The sequence below is a fragment of the Methylomicrobium lacus LW14 genome (assembly GCF_000527095.1).
In the GTDB taxonomy this organism is placed as follows: domain Bacteria; phylum Pseudomonadota; class Gammaproteobacteria; order Methylococcales; family Methylomonadaceae; genus Methylomicrobium; species Methylomicrobium lacus.
This window is the reverse complement of record NZ_AZUN01000001.1, coordinates 3,316,312-3,337,485: the sequence shown is the minus strand read 5'-3', so window position 1 is coordinate 3,337,485 and position 21,174 is coordinate 3,316,312. Positions and strand designations below refer to the sequence as shown.

Genomic DNA, 21,174 nt, shown 5'->3' with positions numbered 1-21,174 from the left:
CTATATCACTGTCAATCATAACAAAAGTTGATTCCGGCACCACTTAGTAAAACTACTTATTGATTTGGCTTTATGTTTTGCAGCCTTGCGATTTGAAAATGGCAGAACAGCCCGACCATGGATAGTCAGGTGTTTTTTATGGCTAACGCTCCTGTTCGCCGTTATCCTCAGGCAACGGTTTATTATCGTCGTTAGCGTTTACCCTCTCAGCCGTGTCTTGATAAACAACCGCCTCTGTCCTGGGCACGGCGTCTGTCTGGAAAAACTCCCAGATTCCTGCTTTGTTGTCTTCGTACGTTAACTGCCCCGTTGCCGGATCGATAAAGGCCTCGACGATTCCATTGGGGATGGTTACGGGCGCTTCCGGGGTATTGACCAACGCCGTTTTCATAAATTCCACCCACATCGGCAGCGCCGTTTTGCTGCCGGTCTCGCGATTGCCAAGGGATTTAAAATTATCGAATCCGACCCACGCCGTCGCGGCAATCGAAGGCGTATAGCCATTAAACCAGGCATCCCGATGGTCATTGGTCGTGCCGGTTTTTCCTGCGACATCCTGTCTGTTGAGCAGTTTGGCGCCGGCCGCGGTGCCGCGTTGCACCACATCCTCTAATAAGGAATTCATCAAAAAATGAATGTCCCGCGCCATCACTCTGGGTGCATAAAGGCTCGTTCTTATCCGGCTGTCAGTGCAGATAGGACAAGCGATGCTGGGTCTGACCTGATAGAGGACGTTGCCTTCGCCGGATTCGATACGTTCGATAAAATAGGGTTTAATCAGGAATCCGCCATTGGCGAATGCGGCATAAGCCTGCGCCATTTGCAGCGGAGAGGCGTAACCGCTGCCCAGAGCCAGGGACAGGGTAAGAGGCAATTGCCTTGGCGTGAATCCGAAGCGTAAGGCCGTTGATACGGCCTTATCTATGCCGATTGCATCCAGTAATCTGATCGCTACGCTGTTGCTGGAATGCACCAGTGCCGTTCTGAGGGGAATCGGTCCCCGGTATATTCGATTGTAATTTTCAGGCCGCCACTCGACTTCGCGGAACGGGTCTTCAATGATGACGATCGGTTCATCATAAAAAATGCTGGCGGGCGTATAGCCGACCTCCAGCGCGGCAGTATAAATGATTGGTTTAAAACCGGAACCCGGCTGCCGTTTCGATTGCGTCGCCCGGTTAAATTTGCTGCTTAAAAAGTCGAAACCGCCGGTTAAAGCCAGGATGGCTCCGTCGGCAGGATCTAATGCGACAAAGGCGCCTTCGGCTTCGGGCACTTGCGTCAATGCCCAGGTTTTATTGGGCAAGAGGCGTACACGGATGACATGGCCGGTTTTGATCAGGCTTGGGATGGCTTTTCTGCCGGCGACCGCCCATTTGATGTTTTCCCTGGGGATGTCAATCAGGGTGCCGTTCTGGAGTTTTGCCGCCGCCTGATCGTTTTTCACTTTCAGCACCGTGGCGGGAAGCGTATCGCCTATCACAGGCAATTCATTAAAATTGCCTTTGTCCTCAAGAGCGGAAGCCGACCGATAGCCATGGCGCTCGTCATAAGCATGCAGCGTATTGCGCAGCGCCTGATCGGCCGTCGTTTGCAGCAGTCCGCTGATCGTCGTGTAGACATTCAGCCCTGAAGTATAGGCCTGCTCGCCATAGCGTTCGAAAATCGCCTGCCTGACCATTTCGGCCACATAAGGCGCCGATATGTCAGCGGATTGATAGTGCAGTTTTGCCGTTGAACGCTGGTTTATCGCGCCGTCATAGTCAGATTTTGTAATGTAGCCGAGTTCCAGCATCCGGTGCAGGACATAATTACGCCTTTGGATCGCGCGGGTCTCGTTCGTGATGGGATTATTGGCGGACGGCGCCTTGGGGAGGCCTGCAAGCATCGCGTATTCCGCCAGAGTCAGCTGGTTCAGGGACTTGCCGTAATAAGTCTGAGCGGCGGCGGTGACCCCATAAGCGCGATGGCCCAGGTAGATCTGGTTTAAATAAAGCTCAAGGATGTGATTTTTTGAATATTCGCGTTCAATCTTCCGGGCCAGAATGATTTCCTTTATTTTCCTCAGGAAGGTTTTTTCATTGCTGAGCAGAAAAAGACGGGCGACTTGCATCGTGATCGTGCTGCCGCCCTGTTGTTTCTCGCCGGTCAACACGAGTTGCCGGCCGGCGCGGACAAGGCCGTCGAAATCCACGCCGGCATGCGCGTAGAAACGATCATCTTCGGACGCGATAAATGCATGAATCAGGGGTTGCGGAATTTGATCCAGGGTGACCGGCGTTCTGTTTTGTACGCCGAATTGAGCTATCAGCCGCTTGTCGCGGGTATAAATTTTCAAAGGCGCTTGATACTGGAAATGATCCAGCGTTTTGACATCAGGCAGGATGGTCAGCAGACGGCTGTAGATATAGTAGCCGGAACCCATCATGCAGACGCTGATGACAATCAAAAAGAAGAGCAGCCATTCGAGAAATGACTTATAGAGTGGCTTTTTAGACACCAGGGCCTGAGAAGTCGGAGCCAGTCCTAACATACTTACACCAGAGAAGCCTCAGGCTATTCCGTCTCAAGATAGAGATAGAGCGCAAAAACTTATTGATCCGTGTATACCGAGACGCGACTCAACCGACAATAGTTCCTACAGTCATACGCACACCTCAAATACATGGGAAAAACCGAAAAGGAAAATATCGACCTGAAAGGTTCGGGTGAAATTCGGCTTGGATGGCTCCGATGATAGTGGATTGCCTAGCGGCGAATCCCCCTAAGACGGATCCTTCGCACGACTATACTAATTTTTTAAAAATTAGTAGCCTTTAGAGGGGGGTGTTATACTAATTCTTCAAATATGAGTAACCCATGCGTTCGCCATGAAATTGCCACTCTCTCCACCTTCTTTCGAAACACTTTTTTCAAAGTTCAGCCAAGAGAGTGATCGAGAGAGGTTTATTAGGTTATTCAATCCCAACATTGGCCCGACAAATGAAGATGGCCGTTATTTGCATTGGGATAAAATACGGCATTTGCAGCCCCCTGAAGACTGGTCTTCAGAAGAGTACTGGCTGGCGTTAAAAATGGCTCGTAGAAAGCTTTACAAAAGATTACCGATCACGAGTAAATCCGGCGCTGTATTCCAATTCTGTATGACAGATGCTATTTATAGGGATTTGCATTGGATCGATCAAAATGCCGCCGGACGCATCAGCATGGACAAGCCAGTCGCCAATCCGCATACTCGGGACACCTATTTGGTCAGCTCGCTGATTGAGGAGTCCATCAGCTCCAGCCAACTGGAGGGCGCATCCACGACCCGCAATATCGCAAAAGAAATGCTGAGACAGGGCCGAAAACCGAAAGATCACAGCGAGCAAATGATCTTCAATAACTATCAGGCGATGAAATTTATTCGCGAATATAAACAGGAAAAATTGACGCCTGCCATCCTGTTCGAACTTCATCGCTTGCTAACCGAAGCCACACTCGAAGACGCCAACAAGGCCGGTAAATTCCGTGGTGCAGACGACGACATCCATGTTGTCGATGCGACTGCATCGGTTCTGCTGCATACACCTCCGGATGCGATAGAACTTCCATCCAGAATCGAACGACTATGCCGGTTTGCCAACGATTTGGATGGTCAAGAATTTATACATCCAGTGATTAGGGCAATTATCCTGCATTTTATGATCGGCTACGATCATCCTTTCATCGACGGCAACGGCAGGACGGCGCGCGCGCTTTTCTATTGGTCGATGGCGAATCAGCAATACTGGCTGATGGAGTTTATTTCGATCTCCCGCATCATCAAACAGGCGCCAGCCCAGTACGGCAGAGCCTATTTATATACGGAGACCGACGACAACGACTTGACCTATTTCATCCTCCATCAGTTGGAGGTAATAAAAAAGGCAATTACCGCACTACACAATTATTTGGAAGTAAAAGCGGCGGAATTGCACACTATCGAAAAACGGTTAGACGGCTCAGCTCTGCAAGGTCAACTCAATCATCGCCAGCTGGCTATTCTGCGCCATGCCCTCGACCATCCGAATGCCATTTACAGCATCCAGGAACATCAAGCGGCGCATAAAATCAGCTACCAAACCGCCCGGACGGATTTATTAAAGCTGGCCGATGACTATAAAATTTTGACTAAACGAAAATACGGCAATCAATTCGTTTTTGTCGCTCCGCCCGACCTCGGGCAAAAACTGGCGGATGTTGAACAAATTTACCAAGATAGGAAAGATGACTAGCTGTTAATCAAGCACATTGGGTAAATCCCCTACATCACCGCGCCAATCCACCGAAAGAATGCCGTCGCGAACATAGCGGTGAAAAGAGGAATATGGCCAATCGCATACCCGATTGACATGAACATAATCGACATGTTAAGCATAATCTCGTTCGGAAGAAATGGTATGTTTCCAATAACGGCGTTGCCTACAAGGACATAGGCAAGGAGCGTGAGCAAGGAGCGGAAGCTTTGCCAAATACCCCGTTCAGCGCGTTGAAGGCGGACGGATGACAATCGTTCGGTATGTGGCAATCCTTTTGAGAACAGTAGTTTGATCAAGCGCCAACGGACAGGAAAGTCATCCGTATCGAGCGGTAATGACCATATGAAGTGCATGTGATCCGGCAATACCACCTAAGCATCGTAAGTGTTCACCTCCCCCTTTGAAAAAGGGGGATAGAGGGGGATTTATTTAAAAAATCTCCCCTAGCCCCTCTTTTTCAAAGAGGGGAACTGAACGGTTACCAAGCATCAATGTGGAAAGGATACAAAACTTTAACTCGCCGCACAGAATAACGTAATAAATCGATATGATCCGTCAGCAAGGGCCGTTGCCGGTCCAGCAAATTAACCGTGAAAAAGTAACAGCCATCCTGCACGAAATTGCGCCGATAATTGGACATCGCAACCTCCCCAAATAAAAACAAACATAGTGGAAGATGCGTAGGACGGTTTCGCGTCACGACTGCAGGGATGCAGGAGGTAGGGCAACGCAAGGAGCAGTTGCCGAGCAAACCGCCATGGCCGAGCGTTCAACTTTCGAAAATATAAAATAATCGAAAAGAAAAATCCCGGTCAGAAAGATCCGGGTGAAAGTCGGCTTGGCGGGCTCCGATGATGGCGGATTGCCTGGCGGCGAATCCACCCTGCACTGATTGATCCGCCGTACGGCCGTATCGCCACAAAAAAATGATCGTTGTACGACATATGAGCATCGATAAGTCGGGAACAAACAACATGCACTACCTACGCGGCTTCATACGCTATTGAGTTGCCTTATTAGCCCTGGCTTCTTCAATTCGTTGACCTAGATCAAATTCAATAACTTCCAATGAATCTACCAACACAGTACCTAAGACTTTGAGAAATTCAGCTGTTCTTTGAACGTAATCATGATCAGGCCATGTAAAACTTGAGGAAGGATGAGCTATGGAATTTCTCTTATCCATCAGTTCACCTAAGTATCTTTCAATGTCTTTTTTTGCCTTGCTTGCGTCATGAGTTTCAAAAAAAATTTGGATTTTAGCTTGCTGACTTATTTTTTCCCAAATGTTCTTTATACCAACCCTTTTAAATAGATCCGACAATACAGTCGGCCTCATATTTTCAGATGTGATCGATATACAGTTGGAGTTTATTTCAGTTAGTTCTTTATTGTCTGACAAATTATCAGACAATACTCTCACGAAATTTCTTACACCTAAATCAGCATGCCCATACTTTCTTGGATTAGAAATAACTTCAGCAGTATAAGTAACTAAGCTTTCTCTCATTTCTTTAGGGAGGTAGGTAAATCGCTCAGCTTTTTCAGCCGTATTAATACATAGTTCTTCAAAGGTTGAGCGAACAAAACTTTCAAAGCGACCAACCATAAAGAGCAATAACGTTCCGTTTAAAACAACAAGATTTGCATGATTTTCACGAGAAAGATTTTGCAACTCAAAAACACTTTTGAAGAATTCATTTTCCAAGACATCTATTTCATCGGAATTCTCTCCAATAAAATTTTTCAATGAATCAGTAAGCTTTAGCAGCGAACTTACTTTATTCATGTCGCTAATATATTCAGGCAGCGTGCTATACATTTCACATTACCTTTAATGTCAAGACAAAATCTTCTTAGCTAATTCAACTCTCTCCCTGATCGAATCAGCAGTATTACCTTTACCAATCAAAGTTTCATAGTCATCACTTCCGGGCTGAACTTTTGATAATCTATCGATGATTGCAGTTTTAGGCGATATAGAATCCTCAGGAATTAAACTGTAGGCAACCATTAAAGCATCATAAAGAGGTCGACTTAATTTTCCTGTAGAAGGAATTTTAAAGATATTGTCGCCGAAAATACTGTATAAACCCTCAATTACTCTTTTAAACTCTGCCTCATATTTTATCTCTTGGGCTTCGTCTATAAATTGGTAGTTTTTACAAGTTTTATCAAGAATGGATCTTAACGAGCCACCCAATTTTTCTTCTACTAGCCTTTTTATACCAAAATATCGCACGACCAACTCGCAATCAGCCATACTTTTATACAATGAGTTCTTTAATAATTTAGCATCTGAGTCGATGCTTTCTTTATCACTGGCATCAGGTATGCCCCAAGCTTTGGTAAACGTTGAGTACCGAGACAAGCTAGCTATAAGGTCGTTGAATCTACCTGGATATAATGCATTTCTCAGCTCTTGAGGATTGAGTTGAACACCACCTGTATTCAGCCTCTTGAACAAAATCTTCCTAATATCAACGCCGGATTCATCCTGCTTTGATGTCTCTGCCAGCAAAACAACGGCATTAATAGTTCTCCTTGCCAACCCTTTTTGGATAATGCTTGGTAGATCGTGAAACCGATTACCTTCCAGTTCCTTCCAAAACTCAAGACCACGTAATGGGAATTCATTATTCATGAAGCTTCTAAGTGTATCTATCCTTTGTCGGCCATCCATTATTTCGTACTGATTGTAGTCATTTTCAAATAGGAACACTGATGGCACAGGGATGTTCATCAGAAATGACTCTATTAGCTGAGATCTTTTTTTAATATCCCAGCGGTGCCGTCTTTGATATTTTGGCGATGCGTTAATGTATTCTTTGTCTTCCAGAGACTGTTTTAGGTGATAAAGAGTGAAATCCATTGAAGTTCTAACAACTCTTAATTGGCTAGAGGAATACTTCTCTTCCAAGGGGATTTTCTGCACCTCCTGATCTGAGCTACTTAATTCTTCTTCAGACTCAAACCAGTCTTGAATTTCTTCATCACTAATTGCATTAGTATCGATTATATCTGCCATAGCCTTATTAGTATTTCCACGTTTGTAATTTAGTGTAAAACAGATTGTTATTTGAACCTTAGGAAAAAGGTGGAATTTGCGTTTTTGATTCTATCGCAACATCACTACCCTTCACATTAGACAGTCTGACAGCTCTGCTAATAAGAAACATTGACTAACTCTCAAAATGGGTTGTGTTTTCGCAAAAAACCAGAACACTTCAGGCCCCATCGTTGGGGCGCTCCTAAACCTAGCCACAAATGCGCATCACCCTTTAACGAACACCAAACAACGAAAAAGGTGCGCAATGCGCACCATTGTCTTATTAGAGAAAAAGCCAGTCGATTAGGTAAGCTTTCTAAATCTATCGAAAATGTTATCGATCAATCGTTTGTTATGAATGATTGCCTCCACAAGTATTCGATTCTGTTCGATATGATAAACCGCTCGATAACTGTATATGAACCACTCTCTGATATTTTCATCATTGAGTTCCGGCTCGATTCTTCCAATTCAGGGAAAATATTTAAGGTTTCTGGCTAGCTGTAAAATCTTCGACACGACGGTTCTTGCATAGAACTCCGAGTCCCGGCCAATATAGCCGGCTATCGACTCCAAATCTTCGATAGCTTCCGTCGACCAGACTACTTTGTAGCCCATTTATCGAATCGCTTCTCGATTTCGTCTTGAAAGACGATACCTTCGATCTTTCAATCCCTTTTCTTATTTTTTCAATCACATAAAGGTGATATTGAATGTCTTCGTACGAGCAATCATCAGGCAGTTTCTGGAGCAATGATTGAATTTCATTTTTTGCGGTATTCAACGTGACCTCCAATTACGTAAGATGCGCTTCGCACCTAAACTCATGTTTTTATACACAAGCCCACGTCGGGCAACGTCTTCATCGTTGCCCGACGTTTAAGCACCGAAAAGTCGGGCACAAAAAGCGTGCCCGACCTACAAGCATGGTTCACAAAGCTGTAATATTATTACCTTCATCATCGTAATCCTGGTCCGACCCGCAAGCACTACAGACTTCATGATGTGGACGGTCCGAGTAATAAACTTCAAAGATCCCGTCTTTCTCTATAGATTCAATATCGGACGGACTAAGGAAATCCCTATTTTGCTCCACCCAAGCGGAGTTTGGCGGGGTAATGATAATACTATCCACTATCTCCCGACCTCTATTATCATGAATCCAGTTGACAGTTACATTTTCGTGATAAAGCCCTGAATATTTAAGATCTATATCAACGGTGCCATAACAATTTCTGGAACTTCCATCATCGCAATGAACTTCTATTTGCATGGTAATTACTCAAGCTGTGTGAAAAATGACCATAGGATGAGCTTCGTACCTTGGTACATCCTACAATTTAACTAAAACCTCACCCCGCCCCATTTCCGCCATATCTCCCGCATAACGCCGCACCCGGTTAAACGAAACCGCCGCATCGGCAAAGCGCGAATTCAGGCTTTTGAACGAAGCAAACAGCATCGGCAAAAATCCCAACGTATGCGCGCCGCAATCGTTGAAAGTAGCGGAAAGCTGCAGCGGGTTCCACAGCAACAGAGTGCCGCGGCGCATCGCATAGCCGGCATAGCGGCCGGTCTGGCCCATCACCGCGATGGTGCCGGCTGTCATCCGCGAACCGCAGTAGTCGCCCGCGTTGCCTTCGATCAGGATCGTGCCGCGGCGCATGTGGTCGCCGGCGCGTTCGCCGACATTGCCTTTGACCAGGACAGGCCGCCTTTCATACCCATTTTGTTGCCGGGCACGGCCATACGATTGATTCGTCGTACTGATGTAAAATAAAAAACCAGCTGTTACGTTTTTTTTCTTTTTGAATATTATTTGTTCGTTGTCGTTAGCGGCAGAGGTACAAAATCCAGATAGATAGGCCCCCACGGCCCGCGAGCCGTCATATCTGAAAGGCGTTCACGAATAGCACCTAAAAGCATCTGCGCCCCTGTGGTTTCTATCATGCTTTCGACGGCTGCTGCGTCGATGTCCTCGTTGGCGGCGATAATGCCAAAAGCAGAGATTGAAAAAAAATACGGTGGATTTTGGCTCTGCTCATGGTTAAGGGAGACTTTTGCGGTAATTCCGTATTCATGATCGTTTCCCCCGATTCGAACGGTTTGAACATTGTAAAAGAAATCAAGTATGGAAGGTACCGTATCATCCTGATCAAAACCAGGATTGGCATTGACTTGTTGTTCGGTAAAAAAATAGCGCTCAAGCCGCAGAGGATATTTTTTCATTTTTATCTTTACTGTATTTTATCCATGCATCATCAAATTCTTGCTCTTTTGTTTGAGATCGAAGCACACTGAACCAAATATCATCGGACTGCTTTGGCTCAATGCGGATCTGCAGTTCGCCATCTACTGCGCGTGCTAGTTTGACCATGGTTTCAATAGTAAAGTTGGCATCCCCTCTGAAAACTTTAGTGACATAGGCCGAACTGGTGTTTATTTTTTTGGCTAGGTCTTTTTGCGCCATGCCGCTTTGTTTAAAAAAGCGGTTAAGCTCGATAGAAAAATGCAGCTTTGCTTTTTCCACCCAATAGTCGTCTTGCAGCTTGGCATCTGCAAGCAGTTGCTTAAAAGATTTGATTGCCATGTTATTCCTCCTGGTCTCGGACCAAAATAATTTGTTTCTGGTCGTGCGCCTGCTGATACATTTTTTTGTGCCTGATGGCTTTATTTTTATCGTTTTCTGGGGTCTTTTGTGTCTTTTTTATAAAAGCATGTGTCGTAACAATGAGCAAGTTAGCATGGCCTTTAAAACACAGCAGCCTAATATCGCCTTTGATGAGTTCATAGATCTTGTTTTCTGCATCAACCAAGTGAAATTGCTTAGTTGATAGCCCATCCAGGCCTGATTCGGTGATTTGTTCAATCAACCTGATCAATCCTGCTGCGCTAGCGTGATATTTTGAATCGAGATCATTCAAAAAAGTTTCTGTTTCGCATTCATCCCCATCCATTACGGACGCCACTTTATATTTTTGAGACTCATGCAAAATTTTCAGCTTAATTTTAACCTATAGGTTAATTTTTTCAATAGGTAAAATTTATTTGCAAATTATATAAGCAATGGAGAGCTGTAAAAGATATGAGCAGCTTCCTACTGAAAGATCTTGGCGACCAGGGACCATAGGACCGAGGGTGGACTTGACCAAGGGAAGCCCATCACGCGCGATTGACGGGCTTCGTGCCTTATCTTACAGCTTAACCAAGACCTCCCCCCGCCCCATTTCCGCCATATCCCCCGCATAACGCCGAACACGGTTAAAACCCACCGCCGCATCCGCAAAACGCGAATTTAGGCTTTTGAAAGATGCAAACAACAGCGGCAAAAATCCCAACGTATGCGCCCCGCAGTCGTTGAAGCTGGCCGGAAGCTGCGGCTGGTTCCATAGCAGCAGCGTGCCGCGGCGCATCGCATAACCAGCATAGCGGCCGGTTTGGCCCATCACCGCGATGGTGCCGGCGGTCATTCTGGAACCACAGTAGTCCCCGGCGTTACCTTCGATCAGGATCGTGCCGCGGCGCATGTGGTCGCCGGCGCGTTCGCCGACGTTGCCTTTGACCAGGATCAGGCCACCTTTCATGCCCATCTTGTTGCCGGGCAGCGCGCCGCCGAGGAAATCGCCGGCGTTGCCGTCGATTTCGAGCGTGCCTTTTTTCATTTCGCAGGCGGCATAGAGGCCGGCATTGCCGGTGACCCGGATGTTGCCGGACTTCATGTCCAGGCCGAGATAAGCGCCGGCGTCGCCTTCGACGCGGATGCTGCCGCCGCTCAATTCCTTGCCGATGAAGTCGAGCTTGCCAAAACTGTTCTTGATCACGATGTTATGCGGATCATTGCCGGAAATGGTGAACAGCGCATCGACGCGCAGTTTCGCTTTGCCGGATTGCAGTTCGAGCGCGGCGATCTCGCGATTTTCCTTGCCTTCCAGGTTATGGCAGACCAGGGGCGACAGGTCGACGCTCTGGTCGGGTCGGTGTTTCAGCGTAAAGGTGAGCGCGCTCATGCCATGATCTCCTGCAAATGAAAGTGGAACGGTCCGAGTTTGCCGCCGTAGTTGCCGGCGCTGATGCGTTTGATGCCGTTGGCGGCGCCGAGGTCGCAGACCGCCTGAATGCCGGCGCGCATCGCCTTGTCGATGTCCTCCTTGGTCAAACCGTCGATCACGATTTCCATCACCGACTCGACTTCCGGCGACAGTTCGGTCTGGGTCATGCCTTTCAGGGTCGGGCAGAATGCATCGTTGGTCGAGGCGCCGAGTGCCTTGTATTTGGAGCCGACCTTCGAGCCGGAGCGCACGACGCCGCCGGGGAACGGCATGATCACGTTCGGCACCTGGCGCATCGCCTCGATCGCCGCTTCGCAGGCAGCCAGTGCCTGCGGCTGCGATTCGGCCAAGACCAGGAAATTGCCGCCGCCGACCGCATCGACTTGCGAGGTGGTCGCTTCGGTCAGAAATTCGCCGTCCATCACCGGAATACGCCAGTAGCGCTTGCCGCCGATCACTTTCGCGACCTGAAAGCCGTCGCCGAAATAGCGCAGGTTTTTGCCGAGCGGAATCGGTTTGCCGCCGTCGATGCCCGCGAATAAGGCCGAAGTTGGCGAGGTCAGCACGCACTGGCCGGCGCGGGTTTCGAGTTGTTTCGCCAGGCCCTTGCCGCCCATCGCGAAAATCATGATCGAGACGCCGGGCCGCCCGTCAGGGGTTTCGGACGGATCGAGAACCCGCTCGATGCCTGCCTCGCAGCCGCAGGCAATCACCGAGGTTGCGAAACCGGTCATCGCCTGCGCGGAAATCATCGCCCATTTTTCGTTCTGCGCGGTGATGATCGCCCGCGTCGCCTTCATCGGAAACGCTTCGGCGAAGGTTGCGTCTATCGTTACACCGTTGATAATCATATTGTTTTTCTCATTATCGTTTTTATTATGTTTTTTACGCCGCTTGCGACGGATAAAATTTTAGCCGTAAGCTGTCGGCGCAGAAATCGATATCTTGTTCAGGCCATACGATTGAACGGCCTTTATGACCTATTTGCACGTGATTAAAGTCAGCAGGATTTTTTAAAGCCGTCATGACGCCCTTGTCCAGTAACTCTTTAAAGTCAGCAATAATCGTGACATTATCGCTAAACGTTATCTTGATGCTGTAATTGGCTGCATTTGGCTCTATCGTTTTGATGTAAAACATGGCATCACTCCAAGGGTTCGATAGCAACAGGAGGTTGCATATTTTTACAAAGCGCCCAATCCAGCAATAATTCCTCCTGATGTAGAGCTGTCCATTCTAAAACCATTGATTTAACGCGCTTTGGCGCATCCCCTTTGATGATTTTGATCGGGCTAATCGCAACGACCAATTCGTATTCGCCATATTCGGCATGAAAATGCGGCGGTGCGTGATCGTCAAAGAACATTTTGATTAGGATGCCGTAAAACATCGAAATCGTTGGCATGGTTTTTATCCTAATTCAGGTTTTAGCTTACAAACGTTTTTTTTCGTGTCAGCGGTGGGTCGCGCAATAGCAAGGGGTCAATGTCAATACTCGTCAATATTATGACGAATTGCTCACGAATCGTTTGATCAAGATTATTCCATTCTTCCAAAGCCTGCTCTTTAAAGAGAAGTTTATAGGTCATCCCAATCCACTTCTATTTCAGGTTGTTTTTTTCTTGCTTCAACGATGGCGGTCAGCTCGACATCTTCCAGTTTGTCCATCAGCGCTTCATAGGCTTTGGCCGGAATACAGTAAAAAGCGGGCTCATTATGGTCAAGAATGGCGACCGGATCTTTATTAAGTTCCGCAATGCTCGCGGCGGTTTCCGCCAAAATCGTAGTAGGCATGTAATGACTCCGGTGAAATTCTTGATGCCAGCCTGATTGTCGGGTTGCCAAAAAGCAGGCAACCCGACTTACAATCAATCTTCAGATTTCTAATTTTTGCCTTGCAGCGGATGCACGGTGATGCTGCCGCGTCCGTCTTCGGTTATTTCATCGTCGCTGATCTTGAAGTTGCCGAGTTTCATCGTCAGATAACGGTCGAAATAGTCCTTCAGGCCTTTCTCGACCGACGGATCGAAATCAGGCTTCACGACATGGGTGGTGCCCCATTTGCTGTGGATCACCTTGCCGTCCCGCACGACCAGATCGCCGTCCTTGAACACATAGTCCGGTTTCTCGAACATTTTTTCGCGGTCGGCGTTGTCGGTATAGATCGTGATGTCCGCCCAGTTGCCGGGGCTCAGGCCGCCGCGGTCTTGCAATCCGATCAGCTTGGCCGCACCAGCGCGGGTCATGATCGCGATTTCCTGCAAGGAATATTCGCGGTCGATCGACGCCAGGGTCGTCATCTTTTGCGCTTCGGGATGAATCCGCGACAACATGTCGTTGCGGAACGTTTTGTCCATCAACAGGCGGATCAAATGCGGATAGCTGGTGAACGGCGCGCCGTTCGGATGGTCGGTGGTCAGGAAGATGCGCCACGGATCGTCGACCAGCAGGAAGGTTTCAAGCCCGATGGCCCATTGCAAGGCATTCACGAAGTTCTGGTCGCGGTACCTGAACGGCACGACCCCGCAGCCGGCATCGCACTCGATGTCCATCGTGACCCATTTGTTCGGGTTCGCGTGCTTGTGGTTCGCGTGCTGGCGCATGCTGTCGCCGGACGCGGTAACCGTTTGCCCGAACAGGACCTGGCCGACGTCGATCGTAATGTTCTTGTGCTTGTTGACCGCTTCGGCGATCTTTGCCGCGCCGGACGAAAACTTGAAATCGCCTTCGGTGCCGTAGCTATGAAACTGGATATGCGTCAAATGCATCGGCAAACCGCCGATGCCTTCCATCGTGTCGAGCGTGGTTTCCATATTGCCCGGAACGCCGAGGTTGCAGCCGTGCACGTGCAGCGGGTGCGAAACGCCGAGTTCCTTGACCGCAGTCGCCAGGGTTTGCAGGATTTGCCGCGGCGTGACGCCGTAATGGCTGTTCTGCTCGTCCAGTTCGAGTTTGCGCTGGTTGAACTTGAACGCATTGATGCCGCCCGGATTGACCACCTTGATGCCGATCGCCTTCGCCGCCTGCATGGTCCAGGCGACATAGTCATTGACCGCCTTCTGATCCTTTTTCGCGGTCAGCATACGCAGCAGGTAGTCGTCGCTGCCAAGCATCGCATAACCGCCCTTGTCCAGGATCGGAATGTCGGCCATTTCCATGTGCGCCTGGCGCGCGTTGACCGGCAGCACCGCCGGCTCGAAGCCGGCCGTGTAGCCCATCTCGGCATAGCGGTAGCCGGTCACGAAGGTGCTCGGCATCGCATGGCCGCAACCGGACCGTGTGCATTCGGTGCGCGCGACCGGGTCCTGGCGGTGATCTTCCGGCAGTAAAGTCCGGGCGATGTTGCCCTTGCCGCCGCCGATATGCGTATGCATGTCGATCGCGCCGGACATCACGACCTTGCCTTTCAGATCGTATTCCTTATCGATTTGCACGTCCTTCACGGGCTTCTTGACGATGCGCCCGTCCTGAATGTAAATATCCTGTTTTTTGCCGTCGACGCCGGCGGCAGGATCATAGACGGTTCCACCTGTGAGTTTTATCAGCATACATTCATCTCGCGTAGGGCGTTTTCAATCGCATGAAGCGCGTCGGCCGTGCTCGGCAGGCCTGAGTCGCGCAATTTTTTCAGCCGGATCGCAACCACGTTGTCCATCCGGTAGGCGTGGCCTGCATGATCGATGCCGGGTGTGCCGACCGGAATGAACACATCGGGTTCTTTAGCGAAGGTCATGCCGGAACGGCCGATCACGATCGTCGGCAGATGGTCTGTGGGCGGCGTGGCTTTCGCGTTGAATGCCTGCACCCAGACCAGCGCGTCGGCCTCGTCGTTCGCGATCAACGCGTTCGCATCGTTCAGAAACGGATCGTATTCGGGATAACCTCGGGAGAAACGGGTGCGCGCCGGAAAGCCCGTGGTCCAGCCGCAGACCTGATTGGCGGTCTGGTCGCCTTCCTTGCCGCCGAGCGGCAGGCCGGAGCTGCGGGTATTCATGTCGTTGATGTCCTTGATCATCTCCGACAGGGTCTGCACGGTCAGTTCGGCCTGACGGAACGCCAGGGCACCGGCGGCCCAGGTCACGACGCTGTAACGCGCGGCCTTCAATTGTTCGGCGAGCGTTTGCAGGTCTGCGATCGCGATGCCGGCGACCGTTTGCGCCTGAATCGGCTGGCCCTTGACCAGCGTGCGCAGGACCGCGATCACTTCCGGCAAATCCGCATCGGCGCAGGTCAATACCTTCGCGGCCTGACCGTTCGGCGAAGTCGAGGCGTTGCCTGACGGCGCCTTGCCGAGATAGATCACCTGGCGACTCGCCGTATCGTCGACGAACATCGCTTCCTTGTTCCAGAGATAACGCTCGAAGAAGCGCGGCGCGAAAGCTTCCAGGTCGGTGCCGACGACCAGCAGCAAATCGCAACGGTTTTTGACTTCGGCCAGCGTGGTGTTCATCCAGCCCGAATCCTGCAGCGTCAACAGGTTGTTGCGGGCGGCCGAGAAATTCATGTTGTCGACCACCGCGCCAACACGATCGGCCAGCGCCAACAGCGCGCGCATGCCGTTCACGTCGGTCGCGCAGCCGCCGATCACCGGCAGTTGGGTGTCTTTCAGCAGCCCCGCCGCCTTTTTCGCGGCAACCTCCAGACTGACCTCCTTGCCGTCAACTCGAGGAGAGGTATCGGTGATCGCCTGCTCGAACGCGGGCGTGTTTACCGCGCAACCGTTCGCCGTCACTTTCAGCGCCAGGCCGTCCACCTGAATCGTCAGGTCATCCGTGCCGATGCCGCAAAAAGGACTCGGTACTTCAGTTATTTCAGTCATCAAGCTGTCCTTCTGAATTATGTATGAGATGACCGGGTTCGGGCTACATGCCCATACCCGTGATTTTGCGGCTATTTTAACCCTAATTCGCTGCGACTGTCTCGATAATGGCGTGCATCTGAATGCATAAGTTGTTCATGTCAGCCATCCTAATATGAGTTATAATCGATGGTTTTCATCAATTTATCCGCGCAGGTTTGTCGCAAACCGTCGCGGAACGACGGTCTTTCTGTTTCAGCCCATGCAAGAAATCAATCCGATCAAATATAAAATCGCCGACCTCAGAGAGCGCACCGAGTCGCTTAGGGGGTATCTTTGACTTCGACATCAAGAGCGAACGCCTCGTCGAAGTCCTGAGAGAACTCGAAAACCCGAAGATCTGGGATAACCCGGAACTGGCACAGGGCCTCGGCAAGGAGCGCGGCCAGCTCGAGTTGGTCGTCAATACGATCAACGAAATGGACTCCGGCCTCAGCGACGCCGAAGAATTGCTCGCGCTGGCGGTCGAAGAAGGCGATGCCGATACGGTCGACACGGTCGCGAGCGACCTGGAGCACCTGGAGAGTCAGGTCGCCAAACTGGAATTCAGGCGCATGTTCTCCGGCGAAATGGACGCGAACAATGCGTTTTTGGACATTCAGTCCGGTTCCGGCGGCACCGAGGCGCAGGACTGGGCGTCGATAATCGAGCGGATGTATCTGCGCTGGGGCGAAAGCAAAGGCTTCAAGGTCGAGCTGATCGAAGAATCGCCGGGCGATGTGGCCGGCATCAAGAGCGCGACGATCAAGTTCGAAGGCGAATATGCATTCGGCTGGCTGCGCACCGAAACCGGCGTGCACCGACTGGTGCGGAAGTCTCCGTTCGACTCCGGTAACCGCCGCCACACCTCGTTTGCTTCGGTCTTCGTCTCTCCGGAAGTCGACGACAATATCGCGATCGAGATCAATCCGGCCGACCTGCGCATCGACGTTTACCGCGCTTCGGGCGCCGGCGGCCAGCACATCAACCGAACTGAATCGGCGGTGCGGATCACGCACAACCCGACCGGCACCGTCGTGCAATGCCAGAGCGACCGCTCGCAGCATAAGAACAAAGACACCGCGATGAAGCAACTGAAGGCCAAGCTGTACGAACTCGAAATGATGAAGCGCAGCGAAACCCAACAGGCGCTCGAAGACAGCAAGTCGGACATCGGCTGGGGCAGCCAGATCCGCTCCTATGTGCTCGATCAATCGCGCATCAAGGATCTCCGCACCGGCGTCGAAACCGGCAATCCGCAGGCGGTGCTCGATGGCGGGCTCGACATGTTTATCGAAGCGAGCCTGAAGAGCGGTTTGTAAATTGAAATTCCACGCTTGAGAAAATAGTAGAAAATGTCAGAAATTGAACAAGATGAACAGGAACTGATTCGGCTGCGCCGCGCCAAATTGAGCGCGCTGCGCGAAAGCGGCATCGCGTTTCCGACCGATTTTCGGCGCAATGTGGTGGCCGGCGAAGTGCTGGCCGAATACGGCGAAAAATCGAAGGAAGAACTCGAAGCAAGCCCGCTGCGCGTGAAAGTCGCGGGCCGGATCATGACCCGGCGGATCATGGGCAAGGCAAGTTTTTGCCATATTCAGGACATGTCCGGTCAAATCCAGTTGTATGTGACCCGCGATGCACTGCCGGGCGATTTCTACAACGAGCAGTTCAAGAAATGGGACATCGGCGACATCGTCGGCGCGGAAGGCGTGCTGTTCAAGACCAATGCGGGCGAACTCAGCGTCAAGATCGATGACATCCGCCTGTTAACCAAATCGCTGCGCCCTTTGCCGGAAAAATTTCACGGTATCGCCGACCAGGAAATCAAATACCGCCAGCGTTATCTGGATCTGATCATGAGCGAGTCGTCGCGCAAGACCTTCTTGCTGCGCTCGCGCGTCGTCGCCTATATCCGCGAATTTTTGATCAAGCGCGACTTCCTCGAAGTCGAAACACCGATGATGCAGGCGATTCCGGGCGGCGCGACCGCGCGGCCGTTCGTGACCCATCACAATGCGCTGGACATGCAGCTGTTCCTCAGGATTGCGCCGGAGCTGTACCTGAAACGCCTGGTCGTCGGCGGCTTCGAGCGGGTCTTCGAAATCAACCGCAACTTCCGCAACGAAGGGCTGTCGACCCGGCATAATCCGGAATTCACGATGCTCGAATTCTATCAGGCCTATGCCGAATACGGCGACCTGATGGATCTGACCGAAGAAATGCTGCGCGGCCTCGCCGAGGAGGTCGTCGGCCAGACGGTGATCACTTACCAAGGCGAAGAGTACGATTTCGGCAAGCCGTTCGAACGGATGAGCGTGTTCGAATCGATCCTGCGCTTCAACCCCGAGCTGACCGCATCCGACATCGACAACCGCGACGGCGCGATCGCGGTCTGCAAGAAACTGAACCTGCCGGTCAAGGACGGTTACGGCCTCGGCAAATTGCAGATCGAGATCTTCGAAAAAACGGTCGAAAGCCGGCTGATGAATCCGACCTTCATTACCGCCTATCCGGTCGAAGTGTCGCCCTTGGCGCGCCGTAACGACCAGGACCCTTTCATTACCGACCGCTTCGAATTCTTCGTCGGCGGGCGCGAAATCGCGAACGGCTTTACCGAGCTGAACGATGCCGAAGATCAGGCCGCGCGCTTTCAAAAGCAGGTCGAGGATAAGGAAGCTGGCGATGACGAGGCGATGCATTTCGACGCGGATTACATCGTCGCGCTCGAACATGGCATGCCACCGACTGCGGGCGAAGGCATCGGCATCGATAGATTAGTGATGCTGTTTGCGGATGCGCCGTCGATTCGGGATGTGCTGCTGTTCCCGCACCTGCGCGCGAAGCAGTAGGGCGCGCATCGCGCACCTTTCCTTTACCAGGCTAGAGAAGGTGCGCAGTGCGCACCCTACGGCGGGCATAAAAAAAGGAGCCTTTACGGCTCCTTTTTTTGTTCAGACTTCCGAGGAAGCCTTTTTGAGATCCGAGTTGTAAACCAGGATCGGTTCGGATTCGCCGCGAATCACGTTTTCGTCGATCACGACCTTGCAGATGTCTTCTTCCGAAGGCAGATCGTACATCGTATTCAGCAGCACATTTTCGACGATCGTCCTAAGTCCGCGCGCGCCGGTCTTACGCTCCATCGATTTGCGCGCAATCGCACGCAGCGAATCGTTGCGGAATTCGAGTTCGGCGCCTTCCATCTCGAACAGGTGCTGATATTGTTTGACCAAGGCATTCTTTGGCTCGGTCAAGATTTGCACCAAGGCGTCTTCGTCGAGCTCCTCGAGCGTCGCGACGACCGGCAAGCGGCCGACGAATTCGGGAATCAGGCCGTATTTGATCAAATCCTCGGCTTCGACCTGGGAAAACAGCTCGCCAACATTTTTCTTGTCGTCCTTCGATTTGACTTCAGCCGAGAAGCCGATGCCGCCCTTTTCGGAGCGCGCCTTGATCACCCGATCGAGGCCTGCGAACGCGCCGCCGACGATGAACAGGATGTTCGCGGTGTTGACCTGCAAAAATTCCTGCTGCGGATGCTTGCGGCCGCCTTGCGGCGGCACCGAGGCAACCGTGCCTTCGATCAGCTTCAACAGCGCCTGCTGCACGCCTTCGCCCGACACGTCGCGGGTGATCGACGGATTGTCCGATTTGCGCGAAATCTTGTCGATTTCATCGATATAGACGATGCCGGTTTCGGCCTTTTCGACGTCGTAATCGCATTTCTGCAAGATTTTCAGGATGATGTTTTCGACGTCCTCGCCGACATAACCGGCTTCGGTCAATGTGGTCGCATCGGCGATCGTGAACGGCACATCGAGCAGGCGGGCCAGGGTTTCGGCGAGCAAAGTCTTGCCCGAACCGGTCGGACCGATCAGCAATATATTGCTTTTGCCGAGTTCGACGCCGTCTTTTTTGTTTTTATTCCGAAGCCGCTTGTAGTGATTGTACACCGCGACCGCGAGGATCTTTTTCGCACGATCCTGGCCGATCACATAAGCGTCGAGTTCTTTCTTGATCTCTTTCGGCTTCGGCAGCTGGCCATTCTTAAAAGCAGAAGTCTCTTCCTGCAATTCATCCTTGATGATGTCGTTGCAAAGCTCGACGCATTCGTCGCAGACATACACGGAAGGACCCGCAATCAGCTTGCGGACTTCGTGCTGACTCTTTCCGCAAAAAGAACAATACAGCAGTTTGTCCTCGTCTTTGCCCTTTTTGTCATTACTCATATCGGTACCCGAAATTATCCAAAAGTGTAAGGACTATTTGCATTAAGCAAAGAATATCCCGAAACTTTCGGAAAAAAAACAAATTTCTATGGTTTTATATCCGGCTCGTCAAGACCTTGTCGATCAAACCATAATTGACCGCTTCCTCGGCGTTCATGAAATTATCCCGATCGGTATCGACCTGAATCTTTTCGATCGGCTGGCCGGTGTGCAGGGCCATGATTTTATTCAGCTTGTCGCGCACGGACAGAATCTCCTGCGCATGGATCGCGATATCCGACGCCTGCCCCTGAAAGCCGCCCAGCGGCTGATGGATCATCATCCTCGAATGCGGCAGGCAATAGCGCTTGCCTTGCGCGCCGCCGGTCAACAGCAAGGCGCCCATGCTGGCGGCCTGGCCGATGCACATCGTGCTGACGTCGGGCTTGATAAACTGCATCGTGTCATAGATCGACATGCCGGCGGTCACCGAACCGCCGGGCGAGTTGATATACAGATGAATGTCCTTGTCCGGGTTTTCCGATTCCAGAAACAACAGCTGCGCGACAACCAGATTGGCCATGTAGTCTTCGACCTGGCCGACCAGAAAAATCACGCGCTCCTTCAAGAGGCGGGAATAAATGTCGAAAGAACGCTCGCCGCGCGCGGTCTGCTCGACGACGATAGGCACCAGGCCGCCCGCCGCTTCTATCGTCATCGCCGGATTAATCATCTGTTGCTTGAACATGCT

20 protein-coding genes and 1 pseudogene are annotated in these 21,174 nt (G+C 51.0%); 3 read left to right on the top strand and 18 right to left on the bottom strand.

Translation table 11 applies throughout. The features are described 5' to 3' along the window. Positions 1-142: 142 nt before the first annotated feature. Positions 143-2,500, bottom strand: coding sequence for a penicillin-binding protein 1A (locus METLA_RS0115510; RefSeq protein ID WP_024299416.1), 2,358 nt, complete (start codon positions 2,498-2,500; stop codon positions 143-145). A 370-nt stretch (positions 2,501-2,870) separates the two neighbouring features. On the opposite strand from METLA_RS0115510, the gene METLA_RS0115505 reads away from it, so the two are divergent. Next, on the top strand, positions 2,871-4,256 hold the full coding sequence (locus METLA_RS0115505; protein ID WP_024299415.1) for a Fic family protein: 1,386 nt from the start codon (positions 2,871-2,873) through the stop codon (positions 4,254-4,256). A gap of 29 nt (positions 4,257-4,285) precedes the next feature. Here the strand turns inward: METLA_RS0115505 and METLA_RS21010 are convergent, their stop codons facing one another. The 15 genes and pseudogenes from METLA_RS21010 to METLA_RS0115420 form a co-directional block, all read right to left on the bottom strand. Continuing rightward, positions 4,286-4,633 carry a hypothetical protein gene (locus METLA_RS21010; protein WP_024299414.1) on the bottom strand — a complete coding sequence of 116 codons (348 nt, stop codon included), beginning with the start codon at positions 4,631-4,633 and terminating at the stop codon, positions 4,286-4,288. A 647-nt stretch (positions 4,634-5,280) separates the two neighbouring features. Then, entirely contained in the window at positions 5,281-6,102 is an 822-nt protein-coding gene (locus METLA_RS0115490) for a HEPN domain-containing protein (RefSeq protein ID WP_024299413.1), read from the bottom strand. Between the two features lie 18 nt (positions 6,103-6,120). Continuing rightward, a complete protein-coding gene (locus tag METLA_RS0115485) occupies positions 6,121-7,308 on the bottom strand; it encodes a DUF262 domain-containing protein (protein WP_024299412.1) in 1,188 nt (395 codons plus the stop codon). A gap of 952 nt (positions 7,309-8,260) precedes the next feature. After that, entirely contained in the window at positions 8,261-8,602 is a 342-nt protein-coding gene (locus tag METLA_RS22690; RefSeq protein ID WP_152539457.1) for a hypothetical protein, read from the bottom strand. A 60-nt stretch (positions 8,603-8,662) separates the two neighbouring features. Next, positions 8,663-9,075 (bottom strand): annotated as a pseudogene (locus tag METLA_RS21000) (GltB/FmdC/FwdC-like GXGXG domain-containing protein); the annotation flags it as partial. 69 nt (positions 9,076-9,144) lie between these two features. Further along, complete coding sequence (locus METLA_RS0115470) at positions 9,145-9,558, bottom strand: protein-export chaperone SecB (RefSeq protein ID WP_024299411.1); 414 nt, start codon at positions 9,556-9,558, stop codon at positions 9,145-9,147. After that, positions 9,533-9,919: a helix-turn-helix domain-containing protein gene (locus tag METLA_RS0115465; RefSeq protein ID WP_024299410.1), complete on the bottom strand. Its 387-nt coding sequence runs from the start codon at positions 9,917-9,919 to the stop codon at positions 9,533-9,535. Before METLA_RS0115465 ends, METLA_RS0115470 begins: the two co-directional genes overlap by 26 nt. Position 9,920: 1 nt before the next feature. Beyond that, positions 9,921-10,286, bottom strand: coding sequence for a type II toxin-antitoxin system RelE/ParE family toxin (locus METLA_RS0115460; protein ID WP_024299409.1), 366 nt, complete (start codon positions 10,284-10,286; stop codon positions 9,921-9,923). A 237-nt stretch (positions 10,287-10,523) separates the two neighbouring features. Beyond that, on the bottom strand, positions 10,524-11,336 hold the full coding sequence (locus METLA_RS0115455) for a formylmethanofuran dehydrogenase subunit C (RefSeq protein ID WP_024299408.1): 813 nt from the start codon (positions 11,334-11,336) through the stop codon (positions 10,524-10,526). Next, positions 11,333-12,229 (bottom strand): formylmethanofuran--tetrahydromethanopterin N-formyltransferase, encoded by an 897-nt coding sequence (gene fhcD, locus METLA_RS0115450; RefSeq protein ID WP_024299407.1) that lies wholly within the window; start codon positions 12,227-12,229, stop codon positions 11,333-11,335. The genes METLA_RS0115455 and fhcD overlap by 4 nt, the downstream gene beginning before the upstream one ends. A gap of 34 nt (positions 12,230-12,263) precedes the next feature. Further along, entirely contained in the window at positions 12,264-12,518 is a 255-nt protein-coding gene (locus METLA_RS0115445) for a DUF2442 domain-containing protein (protein ID WP_024299406.1), read from the bottom strand. A 4-nt stretch (positions 12,519-12,522) separates the two neighbouring features. Then, positions 12,523-12,783, bottom strand: coding sequence for a DUF4160 domain-containing protein (locus METLA_RS0115440; protein WP_024299405.1), 261 nt, complete (start codon positions 12,781-12,783; stop codon positions 12,523-12,525). Positions 12,784-12,956: 173 nt separating this feature from the next. After that, positions 12,957-13,172, bottom strand: coding sequence for a type II toxin-antitoxin system Phd/YefM family antitoxin (locus METLA_RS0115430; protein ID WP_024299404.1), 216 nt, complete (start codon positions 13,170-13,172; stop codon positions 12,957-12,959). Between the two features lie 89 nt (positions 13,173-13,261). Next, positions 13,262-14,926 (bottom strand): formylmethanofuran dehydrogenase subunit A, encoded by a 1,665-nt coding sequence (locus tag METLA_RS0115425; protein WP_024299403.1) that lies wholly within the window; start codon positions 14,924-14,926, stop codon positions 13,262-13,264. Further along, complete coding sequence (locus METLA_RS0115420) at positions 14,920-16,197, bottom strand: formylmethanofuran dehydrogenase subunit B (RefSeq protein WP_024299402.1); 1,278 nt, start codon at positions 16,195-16,197, stop codon at positions 14,920-14,922. The genes METLA_RS0115425 and METLA_RS0115420 overlap by 7 nt, the downstream gene beginning before the upstream one ends. A gap of 241 nt (positions 16,198-16,438) precedes the next feature. Between METLA_RS0115420 and prfB the strand changes: the two genes are divergently transcribed. Beyond that, positions 16,439-17,537 (top strand): peptide chain release factor 2 gene (gene prfB, locus METLA_RS20995; RefSeq protein WP_152539456.1). Its coding sequence is split into 2 segments (ribosomal slippage): positions 16,439-16,513 and positions 16,515-17,537, totalling 1,098 coding nucleotides; the frame shifts between segments, so codons are not numbered across the junction. A 33-nt stretch (positions 17,538-17,570) separates the two neighbouring features. Continuing rightward, positions 17,571-19,067 (top strand): lysine--tRNA ligase, encoded by a 1,497-nt coding sequence (gene lysS / locus METLA_RS0115410; protein WP_024299401.1) that lies wholly within the window; start codon positions 17,571-17,573, stop codon positions 19,065-19,067. Positions 19,068-19,169: 102 nt separating this feature from the next. Here lysS and clpX read toward each other — a convergent pair whose 3' ends face one another. Both clpX and clpP read right to left on the bottom strand, forming a co-directional pair. Further along, the gene (clpX, locus tag METLA_RS0115405) at positions 19,170-20,444 is read right to left on the bottom strand and encodes an ATP-dependent Clp protease ATP-binding subunit ClpX (protein WP_024299400.1); all 1,275 of its coding nucleotides are present in this window, start codon (positions 20,442-20,444) and stop codon (positions 19,170-19,172) included. A gap of 94 nt (positions 20,445-20,538) precedes the next feature. After that, on the bottom strand, positions 20,539-21,171 hold the full coding sequence (gene clpP / locus METLA_RS0115400) for an ATP-dependent Clp endopeptidase proteolytic subunit ClpP (RefSeq protein WP_024299399.1): 633 nt from the start codon (positions 21,169-21,171) through the stop codon (positions 20,539-20,541). Positions 21,172-21,174 lie beyond the last annotated feature (3 nt).

Bases quoted from the DNA above. Each gene is read 5' to 3' on its own strand.
- METLA_RS0115505 (WP_024299415.1), top strand. From the start codon at position 2,871: ATGAAATTGCCACTCTCTCCACCTTCTTTCGAAACACTTTTTTCAAAG.
- METLA_RS21010 (WP_024299414.1), bottom strand. From the start codon at position 4,633: ATGCACTTCATATGGTCATTACCGCTCGATACGGATGACTTTCCTGTC.
- METLA_RS0115490 (WP_024299413.1), bottom strand. From the start codon at position 6,102: ATGTATAGCACGCTGCCTGAATATATTAGCGACATGAATAAAGTAAGT.
- METLA_RS0115485 (WP_024299412.1), bottom strand. From the start codon at position 7,308: ATGGCAGATATAATCGATACTAATGCAATTAGTGATGAAGAAATTCAA.
- METLA_RS22690 (WP_152539457.1), bottom strand. From the start codon at position 8,602: ATGCAAATAGAAGTTCATTGCGATGATGGAAGTTCCAGAAATTGTTAT.
- METLA_RS0115470 (WP_024299411.1), bottom strand. From the start codon at position 9,558: ATGAAAAAATATCCTCTGCGGCTTGAGCGCTATTTTTTTACCGAACAA.
- METLA_RS0115465 (WP_024299410.1), bottom strand. From the start codon at position 9,919: ATGGCAATCAAATCTTTTAAGCAACTGCTTGCAGATGCCAAGCTGCAA.
- METLA_RS0115460 (WP_024299409.1), bottom strand. From the start codon at position 10,286: ATGGATGGGGATGAATGCGAAACAGAAACTTTTTTGAATGATCTCGAT.
- METLA_RS0115455 (WP_024299408.1), bottom strand. From the start codon at position 11,336: ATGAGCGCGCTCACCTTTACGCTGAAACACCGACCCGACCAGAGCGTC.
- fhcD (WP_024299407.1), bottom strand. From the start codon at position 12,229: ATGATTATCAACGGTGTAACGATAGACGCAACCTTCGCCGAAGCGTTT.
- METLA_RS0115445 (WP_024299406.1), bottom strand. From the start codon at position 12,518: ATGTTTTACATCAAAACGATAGAGCCAAATGCAGCCAATTACAGCATC.
- METLA_RS0115440 (WP_024299405.1), bottom strand. From the start codon at position 12,783: ATGCCAACGATTTCGATGTTTTACGGCATCCTAATCAAAATGTTCTTT.
- METLA_RS0115430 (WP_024299404.1), bottom strand. From the start codon at position 13,172: ATGCCTACTACGATTTTGGCGGAAACCGCCGCGAGCATTGCGGAACTT.
- METLA_RS0115425 (WP_024299403.1), bottom strand. From the start codon at position 14,926: ATGCTGATAAAACTCACAGGTGGAACCGTCTATGATCCTGCCGCCGGC.
- METLA_RS0115420 (WP_024299402.1), bottom strand. From the start codon at position 16,197: ATGACTGAAATAACTGAAGTACCGAGTCCTTTTTGCGGCATCGGCACG.
- lysS (WP_024299401.1), top strand. From the start codon at position 17,571: ATGTCAGAAATTGAACAAGATGAACAGGAACTGATTCGGCTGCGCCGC.
- clpX (WP_024299400.1), bottom strand. From the start codon at position 20,444: ATGAGTAATGACAAAAAGGGCAAAGACGAGGACAAACTGCTGTATTGT.
- clpP (WP_024299399.1), bottom strand. From the start codon at position 21,171: ATGTTCAAGCAACAGATGATTAATCCGGCGATGACGATAGAAGCGGCG.